This is a genomic window from Halorussus lipolyticus, assembly GCF_029338375.1.
Classification (GTDB): domain Archaea; phylum Halobacteriota; class Halobacteria; order Halobacteriales; family Haladaptataceae; genus Halorussus; species Halorussus lipolyticus.
Genome location: NZ_CP119804.1, coordinates 3,330,925 through 3,343,349, shown reverse-complemented (window position 1 = coordinate 3,343,349; position 12,425 = coordinate 3,330,925). Strand labels below are relative to the sequence as shown.

Below are 12,425 nucleotides of genomic sequence, written 5' to 3'. Positions count from 1 at the left end.
CGCTGGCAGTTGGTCAGCCGAACACATCCGAGACCGGTCCGCCAAATCGTTCGGCATAGTGAATCAACCGACCGGTCTCGCCCGGCGGACCTTGTTCGGTCCGTGGCGGACTGAAAGGGCGAACCGCGCGAGGGCTTTCGAGGTCGTAATCGCTACTCTCACATCGTATCCAACTCCTGCCGAGTGCAACCGACACTAAGAAATAGGGTAGTTCCGAAGCCACCCACGATGCTGGAGTTGGAGCATCGCTTCCGGGTGGTGGACGTACACGCACGGCTCAACGCCGACGCCGGGGGCGTCCAGACCCGCGGGCGGGCTATCAGTCCTGATAGATTGGAACGAGAGATGCACCAAGCGGGAGTCGTGCGGTCGGTCGTGTTCCCCGGACCGCGAGACGGCGGGAGCTACGTCAGCGCGAACAACGCCGTCGCGCGCCGGAGTGTCGATAGGCCCTTCCTCGCGTTCGCCCGCATCGACGGCCCGCGAAATCCCGGCGAGACGGCCTCGTCGCGGCTTCGAAACCTGACCGCGCGACGGCAGGACCACCACACTTCGCCCGAGGACGTAGAGCAGTACGCCTACGACGACCGATTTCACGGCTTCAAACTCGACCCCGCCAAAGACGGCCTGCCCGACGAGGAGACACTCGACCAGTTAGAGGAGGTCGGTCTCCCCGTCTTGGTCCACGGCGGCGAGGGGTTCTCGCCGAAGACCGCCGAGGACGACCTCCTCGCGCGGTCGTTCCCCGTCATTCTGGCCCACTTCGGCGGCCACCCGCTGAACCGGGAGTTGATGACCGACGCCATCGACCTGTTGGAGCGCCACGACGAGTGTTACCTCGACACGAGTTACGTCCGGTATCGGGACCTGTTGGAGCGGGCGGTCATGGAACACCCCGACCGGGTGCTGTTCGGAAGCGGCGCGCCCAGTTCCCACCCCAACGTGGCGGTGATGGAGATTCTGACCCTCGACGTGCCCGAGGACGCGATGCGGAAGGTCTTCGACAAGAACGCCCGGCGGGTGCTGGCCGATTCGCTTCCGGGAGACTTCTGAGCGGTTGGCGACCGTCGGCGGACGCCGACGAGTCGCTGACGGTCTCACGCGCGACGCTCTGGGTCGGGCACAATTCTTAGGTGTGAGCCGACGGTTTACACGCCGGGGCGGAAGCGGATGTCTGAGAATGGGGGAGACGACGACCAATCCGACGACAGCGACGACTGTACCGATAGCGCGCGTGACCGACGACCAGTCGGTGACGTTTCGCTGTCGATAGATACGACGCTCGAACTCCTCGCCGACCACGACCGGCGAGTCGTTATCGACTATCTCCAAGACGGAGACGACCGGACAGTGACCATCGACGAACTCGCTACCTATCTCGCCTCCCGGACCGACGAGTGCGCCGCCGACCCACCGAGTGCCGACCGCGTGCAGACGATGCTCCATCACGTCCACGTGCCGAAACTAGTTGACACCGGCGTCGTGGATTACGACGCCCGCAACGAGGAGGTTCGATACTGGGGGAGCGAGCGACTCGAACGCTGGCACGAGCGCATCCGGAATCGAGACGATTAGTCGGGCGCGTTCCGCGCGATACTGTCCGGCGAGGCCACCTCGGCGAACGCGCGGGGTTCGCTCTCGGTCTCCGCTCGGGCCGCGGTCGTCAGAAACGGTTCGAGGCCAGCGATGCCGTCGTCCAGCGATACCTCGTCGTTCGGGCCGTCGTAGGTCACTACGTCGAATTCAGCGAGTTTCGGGAGGTGGTTGTGGACGAGCGACGCCATCGCCCGCTCGTGCTCGTCTGCGATTCCGGCCGAGACCACCGCGTCTGCGAGTTCGCCGACGCTCGCCGGACCGTCCGCTTGGAGGGCGTAGATAACGTGCCGACGATAGGAACTACTGAGGAGGTCGCACGAGCGGTCGATTCGCTCGCGGACGCTCCCTACGTGTTCATCTAACATCATCTCCGGATACCGCCACGGGCCACTTAAGCGATTGATTCGTTCCCACCCGTTCCGTAGCGACGACCGGGACCGTTGCAACCGTTTCACGACCGTTCGGAATCGAAAGCGGACCCAACCGATTAAACTCTCAGGCGTCGTACTCGTCGTATGACCCTCATCGCGGACTTCTATCTGGAGACGCCCGTCCTGCGGACCGCGATTCGGGAGGCCCCCGAGATGACCATCAACTTCGAGCAACAGACCTCCCGAGATACCAAGCCCTTCGCAATCACGTTCTGGACCGTGGACGGCGATTTCGAGGCCTTCGAGGACGGTTTGGCCGACGACCCGACCGTCGAGGACGCGGCGGTGCTGGCGGAAGTGGACGACCAGCGACTCTATCAAGTCGAGTTGACTCCGGAGGGAAGCGACCAGATGACCTATCACGCGTGGGCCGACCTCGGCGGCGTGTTCGTCTCGTCGGAGCGGGTCGGCGACGGGTGGCGCGTCCGGATTCGGTTCCCCGACCGGGAGTCGCTCCGGGAGTACGTCGATTTCTGCGAGGACCGAGACCTTACGTTCGACCTCCGGCAGTTGTACGATGCCGGACGCGAGACGGAGAACACGCTCGGCTTGACCGACCGCCAGCACGAGACGCTCCAGACCGCGACCGAGATGGGGTATTTCGAGGTCCCCCGCCAGTCCGAACTCGAAGACCTCGCAGAGGTGCTTGGCGTCTCCCGGCAGGCGGTCTCGGAGCGACTTCGGCGCGCGACCGAGACGCTGGTCCGGGCTACGATTTACGAGGGCGACTCCCCTGACGGCGGTGACACCGACCGCGGTGAGTAGCTACTGTTCGGGTTCTTCGGTCCGCTCGGTCTCGTCGGCCTCGTCAGAATCGGTGCGCCAGTCGTAGCGTTCGACTGCCCGGTCGGCACGGGCCGAGATGCCCCACGGGTTGCGGGTCTCGCTCCGGTCTTTGACCCGCGCCCAGAAACCGTCTTTCGCGCCCCGGACCGTGTTCACCGCGACGCACCGCCCGCTGGCCATCCACGCAGAGGGCGTCCCGTCGCCTTGAATCACGTCGATACCGGACCCGATTGCGTCGGACACCGCGTCTCGGGCGGTCCGCCCGAAGACGCCGGGTCGCGGCCCGTAATTCTTCACGAGTCGGTAGGCCAGCGCGCGGTACTTCCACCCCCAGTCGCGTTCCTCGTCGTCCTCGCCCTCGTCGTGAGACACGCTCACGTCCGACGACCACTCGACTTCGTAGCCGTTGGCGGCGAGTCGGTGGGCGCAGTCCCGCGCGCCGCCGGTGACGAGGTACTCGTCGAACCCATCCATCGCCTCGATGGTCTCGCGGGTGAACGCGACGTTGCCGCCGTCGAAGTAGGTGACTTCCCGGCCGTCGATGGTCCGGGACTCCTCGTCCTCGGTGGTCACGCCGGCCCGGACCGACCGGTGAACCGGCCCGGTGACCGCGCCGATGTCACTGTCGGCGAGCGCGGACCGGACGCCCTCGGGCCACGAGTCCTCGATTTTCTTGTCCTGTCCGACGAGCGCGATGGCGTCACCGCTGGCGACCGAGAGGCCGGCGTTGCGCGCGACGTTGAGTTTCCTGTCCGAAACCTCGACCAACATGTCCACGTCGTCGCGGTTCCGGACCATCCCGGTGGTCCCGTCGGCCGAGGGGCCGTTGACGACGACCACCTCGGCTTCGGGGGCGTGAGACGCCAGCGCGTCGAGACACCCGGCGAGGCGCTCGCGCCCGTTGAGCGTCGGGACCACCACGGATAGCTCCATACCCCCGAATCTCCCGCCCAAGGTTTAAAAACGGTTCGGCCTCTGGTCGAAGTTCGCCGATTCGGCGAGTCGATTCACTCGACTCGGGTGTTCCAATAGGAGACCGACGCGAAGTAGTCGCCGACCGGCGAGTCGCCGATGGCGGTGTCGAAGTCCCGAATCGGGCCGGCGATTGCGCCGGGAATCTTCCGGTAGAACCCGTAAGGCAGAATCCAATCGTGGTCCTCGTCCACGAGTCGGAGGTCGGCCTCGTTCAGCAGTTTGTCCACGTCGCCCCGCGAGTAGAGGTGCGACCCCATCGGGAGCAACCAGTTGTAGACGCTCCGAGTACTTCTGGCGTTGAACGTGTCGAAGACGACCTGCTCCTTGGCGACCCGGCGCATCTCCGAGAGGAAGGTCGCCGGGGTGTCCGCCAGATGGAAGAACCGCATGGCGAAGACCACATCGAAGTGGTCGTCGGGGAAGGGAAGTCGCCCGGCGTCCCCCCGCATGAACTCCAGATGGTCGGAGACTCCGGCGTCTCGGGCTTTCTGGCGGCCCTGCTGGAGCATCGCAGACGAAATGTCGAGACCCACGATGTCGGCACCGCGCTCGGCCAGCATGACGGTGAACCGACCGGTACCGCAGGCTATTTCGAGGACTTTCTTGTCCTGTAGCGGGCCGATGGCGTCGAGGACGGCCTGCTTCTCCCGGCGGTCGATGAGTCGTCCGCCGCGCGAAAATCGCTTCTCCTCGTACTCCTCGGCGACCTCGTCAGTCTGGTACCACTCCGCTCCTTTCACGCTTCTCGTCTGCTTATAGTCCGCCGGGGGACTAAAACGGTATTGGAACAGTTTCGGGACTGACCGCTTTCCGGGGACTAACCTCTTTGCGGGTCGGGTCGTACCCCCACGGGGAACTATGACGACGTGCAAGGGATGCGGGCGGGAACTCGACGCCGAGGACCTCGTCCGCCACGAACTCGAACGGTCGGTGGTCGTCCACTGTCCGGACTGCGAGTGTCTCGTCGGGCGGTACAACCGCCACGGCGACAACCCGAAGACCGACCGGCGAACGCAGTGAGACCGCGGCCGTCCGGCCCGCTGGGCGCTACTTACCGCTAGTGACCACGCGGTCGGGCCGAATCCGAATGATGACTCGCGGTCCGGCCTCCTCGCCGTGGTGTGGATACTCCTCGACGCCCATGTAGCGTCGGGCGAGTTTGTCGATGTGGTCGATTGCGCCGTCCTCGGTGACCTCCTCGACTTCGCCGCGGACCGAGACGTACCGGTAGGGGTCGTCGGGGTCCATCACGCAGACGCCGACCTTGGGGTCGCGCTCGACGTTCTTCTCCTTCTGGCGACCGCGGGCGGTGTTGACCAGCAGGTTGCCCTCGTCGTCTTTGTCTATCCAGACCGGCGTAACCTGCGGGGTGCCCTCCGGCATCAGGGTAGCGAAGTTGGCGAACGTCTCGCGCTCGAACAGGTCGTTGAACTCGTCGGGTATCGTCTCCATGTCGCACCCGACGTTCCCGACCGCCGTAATTTTTGCCGCCTCGGCAACTACGAAAGAAATTTAAGGGTGATTAATATTTCCTTAAGGTGTTTAGAGTGTACAGACGCACATATAGCCAACATTTACCTATGCTTTCCGGAGTTGGATACCCATGAGCACGACCACGGACGAGCCACCCGTCGCCGAGCAGTTATCCGACGACTTTCGCGACCGCTTACGCGAACTTCCCCCGAGCGCCAAACTCGTAGCGAAGGTGCTGGAGACCGACGCCCCGCTGTCGCAGGGCCAACTCGCCGAGGAGTCCCTCCTCCCGGACCGCACGGTGCGCTACGCCCTCAACCGCCTCGAAGACGAGGACCTCGTGGACTCTCGCTACAGCTTTCAGGACGCCCGCAAGCAGGTCTACTTCCTCGAACGCTGACGACTCCCGAGTCGCTTCGTCTCCCTTTTCTCGTCGGCGCGCGACGCTTCCGACATGAACGTCCAGCAGGTCTCGGTCCCGACCGAGACGCTCGCACCGACCGGCGCGACCAACGCCTACGTACTGGGTGACGACGAGGCCCTCCTCGTGGACCCCGCGAGTCGAACCGACAAACTCGACACTGTGGTCGAGTCCTCGTCGGTCGAACACGTGCTGGTGACCCACGCTCATCCCGACCACGTCGGCGCTGTCGAACACTACGCCGACGCCTGTGACGCGACAGTCTGGGCGCGGGCGGGCAGAGAGGAGCGATTCGAGCGCGCCACGGGAATCGAACCGGACCGGAGTTTCCGAGAAGGGACCGACATCGCCGGTACGACCGTCGTGGAGACGCCGGGTCACGCTCCCGACCACGTTGCGCTCGAAACGGACGGCGGGATACTGACCGGCGACCTCGTGGTCTCGGAGGGAAGCGTCGTCGTCGGGGCGGACGAGGGCGACGTGCGGGCCTACCTGACCTCGCTTCGGCGACTCTACGCCAGAAACCCCGACCGGCTCTGGCCCGGCCACGGCCCCGCTATCGAGAATCCGCGCGACCAAATCGAGCGCCTGATTCGCCACCGCCTCGACCGCGAGGAGAAGATTCTGGCCGCGGTTCGCGGCGGTGCGACCGAACTGGACGCCATCGTAGACGCCGCCTACGACAAGGACCTCTCGGGGGTGCGAGAACTGGCCCGAAGCACGACCGTGGCGCACCTCCGGAAACTCGACACCGAGGGGAAGGTCGGTTGGGACGGCGACCGAACGCATCCGGCCTGACCGGTGCGCTCGGTGGATTCGAATCCCCCTTCACTCCCGATAAACACCCTTTTGCCCGCTAAGACCAACCCAAGCGTGTGCAGAGCCTCGAAGCGGAACTCGAAAACGCCCGGCAACTCGACACCGCCGACCTCGCGGACGCCATCGAGGAAATCGGCTTCGAGTGTACCCGGTGCGGAGCCTGTTGTAAGAGCGCGGAGCCTCGCTCCGCGGAGAATCGAGCGGCGGAGCCGCGAGATGCCGAGGCTGACGACCCCCACACGGCGACGGTCTTCCCCGACGAGGTGCGGGACCTCCAAGACGCCACCGACTACGATTGGCGGGACGTGGCTCGGCCGATGCCCTACGGCCTCGACGGGGCGGGAGATAGCGTAACGGGCGAGACCTTCGAGTGGGCGCTCCAGACCGACGCCTGCGGCGATTGCGCCTTCTACGAGGAGGCCGACGACGGCACTGGAGCCTGCTCGGTCCACGGCGACCGGCCGCTCATCTGCGAGACCTACCCCTTCAGCGTCGCGCTCGGCGGAACGAGCCAACCGATGGGTGAAGCGGTAGACGAGGAGGGAATGGTCCGCGCTCACGAGTGCGAGGGACTGGGCAGAGATATCTCTCGTGAGGACGCCGAGGACCTCGCAGAGGCGCTCAAGGAGCGAGCGGTGCGGGAACTACGGGAGGCCATCGCGGTCCGCGACGAGTACGAACCCGCCGACCCGGACGACGGCGTGGTGGTCCACGACTCCGAGGGCGCGAAGCGCCCGGACGGTACGGAGTACGACGGCTGAGGACGCCGCCGCGGAGGACCACCGCAAGCCCAATCACCGCGAGCGGGCCAGTTTTGAGTTTGTGAGGCGACACGCGAACGGTTGGTCCCGTGCCGGTATTTAAACCTCAGGTAGGGGAGAGTCATCGAGTTGGGTCTGGAACTCCTCCGAAGAACAGAAATCATTTTCTTAGTCAATGTTTTAGATTCTCAAGCAATTGAACATATTTCTCTTGCAGGAGGAGCGAGCGCAGAATTTTAACCGACCTTTTGCAAGGTCACGCCTCTCGTGGCGCGGCCGCAGGAGAAGGTCGTTGAGTAAAATTCTTTACGCACTGACCACTTGGGTTCTAATGGAGGCATATAGCCTTGGAGATCTCTGACAAACTCCTGTGTCTGTTCAGTGCTGATGTGACTATCGAAGACGACAGCTACGTCGTCGAAGTACCGCGCCGAGAAATCGAGACTGGGTCGGTCGAACCCGGCGAAACCTACCGCGTCGCGCTCATCTCCGACGATTCGGACTCTTCGACCAAATCTACGGAGTCCGAGGACAACACGAGCAGTGGCGCACCGTCCGAACCCCAGCCCCCCGTCGAGGAGGGCGAAATCCGCTACGTCGAAGTCGAGGACATCGGCAAGCAGGGCGACGGCATCGCTCGCGTCGAGCGAGGCTACGTCATCATCGTCCCCGACGCCGAAATCGGCGAGCGCGTGAAGGTCGAAATCACGGAAGTCAAGTCCAACTTCGCGGTCGGCGAAATCATCGACGAGGACTTCTAACCGACTTCCCCTTTTGTTGCGAGCAACGCCGCACAGCGACCGCTACGGCACGAAAACAGTAGTTCTGAGTCGTTAGTCCGCTCCTTCCGGCGTCTCTGCGGTCGTGAACTCGGCGAGGTCAATGCCCACGTCGGCCGAGAGGTCGGTCGGCGACTCGTAGGGTCGGTTGACGATGACGTTGCCGGCGCGCTGTTTGCCCAGACCCGGAATCGCGGTGAGTTCGTCCATCGTCGCGCTGTTCAGGTCGAGCGGATAGGGCACGCCCGTCACCGACCGGTAGCCGTGGTCCACCACCGCCACGTCCACGGTCCGGCCGAGTTCGCGCTCGCCCGGAATCCCCACGAGGAGCGGGTAGGTGCCCAACTGGCGACCGAAGGTCTTGCCGTCCTGATGGTACTCCAGATGCACGTCCGGCAGAATCGTCCCCGCCGGTGCGAGGCGCTGGAGCATCGGGTTGTCGATGGTCTCGCGGACCTCCGATTTGTACTGCTTGAACAGTTTCTTGTGGTCGTTGGCGATGTCCGCGCCAACGTCGCTCATCTCGGTGCCGTCGAAGGCCATGACCTGCCGGATGTTGACCCGCCGGAGCATCAGGCCCTCGTCGTAGACCCGGTTCAGGAACTCCTTGTTGTGGTCGAAGGTCTCTCTGCGCTCGCCCTTCAGGCCGTGGAGGAGGTTGATTCCCGGCAAGAGCTTCGGCAGGCGATTCGCGGCGGATTTCCCGTGGGTCGGGGCGTCCGCGGGGTCCTCGCCCGGTCGCCACCCGGCCTCCTCGTTGACGATTTTGACTGCCTCGAAGCATTCGTCGGCGGTGACGTTGAGGTTGTTCTCGTCCTGTACGAGGGGGTCGGCCGATTCGAGGCCGAACGCGGCGGTGTCGCCCGGCGTGTTGTGTTCGGCGATGACCCGGATGCCCTCGCGGGCCAGTTCGGGCCACTCGACCACCGTGATGGGGTTCATGTTGTCGAGGTGGAGCGTCTGGATGTCGGGCGCAACCTCTCGAATGCCACCGTACAAATCGCGCAGGGCCTCCGGATTGGGCTTCTCGCCGTCGCCGCCGTAGGCGAGGATGTCGGCCTGTCGGCCGAGTCGGAAGTGGCGCGCGCCCCGATTGTAGAGGACTTCCACCTCGCTGACGACCGACTCGGGTTGCCGGAAGGAGGGGTTGCCGTACAGCGGTTCGGTGCAGAACGAACATCGGTAGGGACACCCTCTGCTGGTCTCCATCTCGCAGATGAGGTAGTCCGGGTGGTTGGGGTGCTGTTCGATGACGAAGGCACCGTCGGCGGCCCAGCGGTCGATTTCTTCGTTGTCCCGTATCCGGTTGTTGAACCCTTCCAACCCGCTTTCGAGCAGGTCGTAGGCCGCGGCTTCCACGTCGCCCTTCGCCACGAAGTCGAAGTCCAAGTCGTCGCGCTCGGTTTCGGTCGCGCCGGCGTTCTCGTCGCCGACGCCGAACTTGACGGGGCCGCCCATCAGACTGGTACCGTCGGCGGTCCACGCCATCTTGCGCACCTCGTCGGGTTCGGCCGGGGTGCCGCCGACGTACTTGCCGGGGACGGTCATCCCGCCGAGGTAGACGAACAGGTCGGCGTCCTCCACGTCGCGCCACTTCTGGGAGTCGTCGCGGAGTTCGTCGATTGTGTGGTAGGTTACGTTCTCCTTGGGGACCCCCGCGTCCACGATGGCTCCGGCGGTGTACCGGGGGTACGTCGAGATGTACGGCGGCACGCCGAAGTGGGCCGGTTCGTCGACGTACCCGTCCACGAGGGTCACGTCGAGGGCGAGGTCGGTCATGTACCTTCCTACCCGTTCCACGGATAAAACCGTGCGGATGTCTGAAGCGGTGGAAACCATCCCAACGCTGACGTTTCAGAATAGGAGACACCTGCGGCCGAATAGCCGCCCGATAACAAAGCCCGACGCGGCGCTTTCTGAAACCACGAATGGTACCCGTTAGCCGACGCGGCCTGCTGGCGACCATCGCTGTCGGTGTCGCCGGACGCGCCGCCGCTCGCACCACGGACGCCACCGAGTACGTCATTGAGCAGGGCGACCAGTGCATCCCGGTGACGCCGCTCTCGGGCGAGGAGTCCGCCGAATCGTTCTACGACTACCGGACGCCCAACACCTCCCCGTCCGGGGCGACCTACAGCTCTTACGGCACGAGAGGCCTCCAGCGCGCCGAGACGAGCATCTGCTTTCTCTACGACGGTCCGGAGGGCCTGAGTCTGGTGGTCGTCCACGACAAACTCCGGGACGGAACTCCCGGCGGCGCGGTCACCTTCGACCTGAATCTGGCGAACCCGGACCGCGGTTCGTGGCTCGTCGGCGACGACGACTACGACGCGCCGACCAACTACGACACCTTCGCGCGCACCGACACCGGGTGGCGCGTCGATTGGACGTGGGCCGAGGCCCGGTCCGACGGCGGCGTCTACGGTCTCCTCGGCGAGGACTTCGCACTCACTATCGACCCGTCGTTCAACCGGCAGGCCGCGCTCTACGACGACCACTATGAGGGCGAACTCACCGACTGGCAGTTTCTGACTGGCGACCGGACCGACCCCGAGCGAATCTCGCTGGCGATGGACCGACCGGTGACGATTCGGCCCGGCGGGTGCGGCGAGCGCACGACCACATCGACGACCACGACCCGGCGCGAGACAACCGAGGAGACCACCCGAGATGACGAGTCCGAGAAACGCCCGTCCGAACCGCTCGAAGCCGACGTGGAGATATTTCCCGGCAAGGTCAACCCCCGGAGCCACGGCCGCCTGCCGGTCGTGGTCCGGTCGTCCGAGGAGTTCGACGCCACCGCGCTCGCTCCCGGTACGGTCGCGTTCGGGCCGGGCGACGCAGAGCCGGGGAAGCGAATCCGGACCGACGCCGACGACGATGGGCGCGAAGACTTGAAACTCCTCTTCTGGATGGACGCCACGGGCATCGGTTGGGAAACCGACGAGGTTCGACTGACCGGGGAGACCGAGAGTGGCCGAGAAGTCGTCGGCGAGGCCGAGGTCAGACTCGCGCCGAACCGTGGTGAGGACGACGAGAGCGACGCGGACGACGAGAATGGCGAGAGGAACGAGAGTGGCGAGAGGAACGAGAATGACGAGGACGACGAGAGCGAGGACGAAGCCGACAGGGACGAGGCCGGAAACGGGGAAGCCGACGAAGACGAAGCGGAAGACGGGGACGACGGCGAAGACGAGCGAGGCGACGAGGAACCCGAACGCGAAGGAGACGACGACGCGGAGTCGGGAGACGACGAAGACCACCCCGGTCGCGGTCACGGAAACGGGAAGAATCGCGGGGAGGGTCGCGGCCGAGGGCGTGGAAACGGCCGCGGCAAGGGCCGAGGAAAGGGTCGCGGCAACGACAAGGGCCGTGGGAAAGGTGACTGACTCGCCTCTCGCTTCGAAGTTTGGAAATATCTGTATTTGTTAAAAGTAAGTAAGTATATTTTTAACACAGAGATATATTTCCCCTACCGCTGGCGCTGACGGGTTCGAGACTCGGACGGCGACGGCGCGCGCCGGACGAATCGCTCCGCGACTTCGGGCCGGAGAATCGCCGAAGCCCTCCCGTTTATAGTCACTCGCGCGTTAGATTCGACCATGCCCGCGACGCTCGAAGTGAAGTGTACGAACGACGAGTGCGAGTTGGATATGTTCGAGATGCACTACACCTACGACATGCCCGACGACGTGGGGGTCTCGGACTTCCAATGCCCCTACTGCGCTGGAACCGACTGCCTGCGAGAGATAGAACTATGACGATAGGCGACATCGGCCGGTCGGTCGGAAGCGCCATCCTCCAGCGCATCGGCCGGGCCGCCAGCAAGGTCCAAGAGTCCAAGCCCCTGCCGGTGGACCTGCTGGAGAGCGACGACGCCTATCTGGTGGTGTTCGACGCGCCCGGTGCGACCGGAAGCGACGTGCAGGTCCGGTACGCCGACGGCGCAGTCCACGTCCGCATCGACCGCTTCCGGGACTTCTACGAGGACTTCGAGATGCTATTCCCCGGACGCGGCCTCTCGCTCGACGGCCGGGCAGACCTGCCCGCCGACGCGGTGGTTGACGCCGAGGCCGCGAGCGCGACGTTGACCGAACACGGCACGCTCCGGGTTCGAGTGCCCAAGCACGCAGAACAGACCGACGAGTCCCGCGAGTCGGCCGAGGCTTAGGGCGACTCGCCGACCGGATTCGCGCTCGTCGCACCCTTCTCGTCGCATCGCTCGATGGTGACTCGCCAGTCGGGTAACTGGTCGGGAACCGTCGTCACCGCTCGCTCTCCGGCAACCGTCTCCCCCTCGGCGAACGCGGTCAGCAGTAAGTCGCGCAGTTCGCTGTCGAAGTCGCTGTCTTCAGCCATACGAATCCTTCAATGCAAGCATACT

At 64.7% G+C, this 12,425-nt stretch carries 16 protein-coding genes and 1 pseudogene; 11 read left to right on the top strand and 6 right to left on the bottom strand.

The window, feature by feature from the left end; all coding sequences use genetic code 11:
- Nucleotides 1-228 precede the first annotated feature (228 nt).
- Both P2T57_RS16820 and P2T57_RS16815 read left to right on the top strand, forming a co-directional pair.
- Nucleotides 229-1,053 (top strand): amidohydrolase family protein, encoded by an 825-nt coding sequence (locus P2T57_RS16820; protein WP_276300379.1) that lies wholly within the window; start codon nucleotides 229-231, stop codon nucleotides 1,051-1,053.
- Between the two features lie 117 nt (nucleotides 1,054-1,170).
- Nucleotides 1,171-1,575 carry a DUF7344 domain-containing protein gene (locus tag P2T57_RS16815; RefSeq protein WP_276300378.1) on the top strand — a complete coding sequence of 135 codons (405 nt, stop codon included), beginning with the start codon at nucleotides 1,171-1,173 and terminating at the stop codon, nucleotides 1,573-1,575.
- Here P2T57_RS16815 and P2T57_RS16810 read toward each other — a convergent pair.
- The gene (locus P2T57_RS16810; protein WP_276300377.1) at nucleotides 1,572-1,964 is read right to left on the bottom strand and encodes a DUF7344 domain-containing protein; all 393 of its coding nucleotides are present in this window, start codon (nucleotides 1,962-1,964) and stop codon (nucleotides 1,572-1,574) included. The two genes, P2T57_RS16815 and P2T57_RS16810, sit on opposite strands and share 4 nt — an antisense overlap.
- Before the next feature lie 147 nt (nucleotides 1,965-2,111).
- On the opposite strand from P2T57_RS16810, the gene P2T57_RS16805 reads away from it, so the two are divergent.
- Nucleotides 2,112-2,792, top strand: a complete 681-nt coding sequence (locus tag P2T57_RS16805) for a helix-turn-helix domain-containing protein (protein ID WP_276300376.1) — start codon at nucleotides 2,112-2,114, stop codon at nucleotides 2,790-2,792.
- Here P2T57_RS16805 and P2T57_RS16800 read toward each other — a convergent pair whose 3' ends face one another.
- Complete coding sequence (locus P2T57_RS16800; RefSeq protein WP_276300375.1) at nucleotides 2,793-3,746, bottom strand: glycosyltransferase family 2 protein; 954 nt, start codon at nucleotides 3,744-3,746, stop codon at nucleotides 2,793-2,795. It abuts the gene before it with no gap.
- 74 nt (nucleotides 3,747-3,820) lie between these two features.
- Nucleotides 3,821-4,528 (bottom strand): class I SAM-dependent methyltransferase, encoded by a 708-nt coding sequence (locus tag P2T57_RS16795; protein ID WP_276300374.1) that lies wholly within the window; start codon nucleotides 4,526-4,528, stop codon nucleotides 3,821-3,823.
- A gap of 118 nt (nucleotides 4,529-4,646) precedes the next feature.
- Here P2T57_RS16795 and P2T57_RS16790 point away from each other — a divergent pair, with 118 nt between their 5' ends.
- Nucleotides 4,647-4,808, top strand: coding sequence for a hypothetical protein (locus P2T57_RS16790; RefSeq protein WP_276300373.1), 162 nt, complete (start codon nucleotides 4,647-4,649; stop codon nucleotides 4,806-4,808).
- 27 nt (nucleotides 4,809-4,835) lie between these two features.
- On the opposite strand, the gene P2T57_RS16785 is transcribed toward P2T57_RS16790, so the two are convergent.
- Nucleotides 4,836-5,240: a PPOX class F420-dependent oxidoreductase gene (locus P2T57_RS16785; protein WP_276300372.1), complete on the bottom strand. Its 405-nt coding sequence runs from the start codon at nucleotides 5,238-5,240 to the stop codon at nucleotides 4,836-4,838.
- Nucleotides 5,241-5,391: 151 nt separating this feature from the next.
- On the opposite strand from P2T57_RS16785, the gene P2T57_RS16780 reads away from it, so the two are divergent.
- The 4 genes from P2T57_RS16780 to P2T57_RS16765 all read left to right on the top strand — a co-directional run bounded on the left by P2T57_RS16780 (nucleotide 5,392) and on the right by P2T57_RS16765 (nucleotide 8,023).
- Nucleotides 5,392-5,661, top strand: coding sequence for a MarR family transcriptional regulator (locus P2T57_RS16780; RefSeq protein ID WP_276300371.1), 270 nt, complete (start codon nucleotides 5,392-5,394; stop codon nucleotides 5,659-5,661).
- 54 nt (nucleotides 5,662-5,715) lie between these two features.
- Nucleotides 5,716-6,480: an MBL fold metallo-hydrolase gene (locus P2T57_RS16775; protein ID WP_276300370.1), complete on the top strand. Its 765-nt coding sequence runs from the start codon at nucleotides 5,716-5,718 to the stop codon at nucleotides 6,478-6,480.
- A 77-nt stretch (nucleotides 6,481-6,557) separates the two neighbouring features.
- Nucleotides 6,558-7,262, top strand: coding sequence for a YkgJ family cysteine cluster protein (locus P2T57_RS16770; protein WP_276300369.1), 705 nt, complete (start codon nucleotides 6,558-6,560; stop codon nucleotides 7,260-7,262).
- A gap of 347 nt (nucleotides 7,263-7,609) precedes the next feature.
- Nucleotides 7,610-8,023 (top strand): TRAM domain-containing protein, encoded by a 414-nt coding sequence (locus P2T57_RS16765; protein ID WP_276300368.1) that lies wholly within the window; start codon nucleotides 7,610-7,612, stop codon nucleotides 8,021-8,023.
- Nucleotides 8,024-8,095: 72 nt separating this feature from the next.
- On the opposite strand, the gene P2T57_RS16760 is transcribed toward P2T57_RS16765, so the two are convergent.
- The gene (locus P2T57_RS16760) at nucleotides 8,096-9,820 is read right to left on the bottom strand and encodes a radical SAM protein (protein ID WP_276300367.1); all 1,725 of its coding nucleotides are present in this window, start codon (nucleotides 9,818-9,820) and stop codon (nucleotides 8,096-8,098) included.
- Between the two features lie 149 nt (nucleotides 9,821-9,969).
- Between P2T57_RS16760 and P2T57_RS16755 the strand changes: the two genes are divergently transcribed.
- From P2T57_RS16755 to P2T57_RS16745, 3 genes and pseudogenes are all read left to right on the top strand, one after another.
- The gene (locus P2T57_RS16755; RefSeq protein ID WP_276300366.1) at nucleotides 9,970-11,430 is read left to right on the top strand and encodes a hypothetical protein; all 1,461 of its coding nucleotides are present in this window, start codon (nucleotides 9,970-9,972) and stop codon (nucleotides 11,428-11,430) included.
- A 213-nt stretch (nucleotides 11,431-11,643) separates the two neighbouring features.
- Entirely contained in the window at nucleotides 11,644-11,802 is a 159-nt protein-coding gene (locus P2T57_RS16750) for a DUF7559 family protein (RefSeq protein WP_276300365.1), read from the top strand.
- Nucleotides 11,799-12,188: pseudogene (locus P2T57_RS16745) on the top strand (Hsp20 family protein); the annotation flags it as partial. The gene P2T57_RS16750 and the pseudogene P2T57_RS16745, both read left to right, overlap by 4 nt.
- Before the next feature lie 20 nt (nucleotides 12,189-12,208).
- Here P2T57_RS16745 and P2T57_RS16740 read toward each other — a convergent pair.
- Nucleotides 12,209-12,400, bottom strand: coding sequence for a hypothetical protein (locus tag P2T57_RS16740; protein ID WP_276300364.1), 192 nt, complete (start codon nucleotides 12,398-12,400; stop codon nucleotides 12,209-12,211).
- Nucleotides 12,401-12,425: the final 25 nt, after the last annotated feature.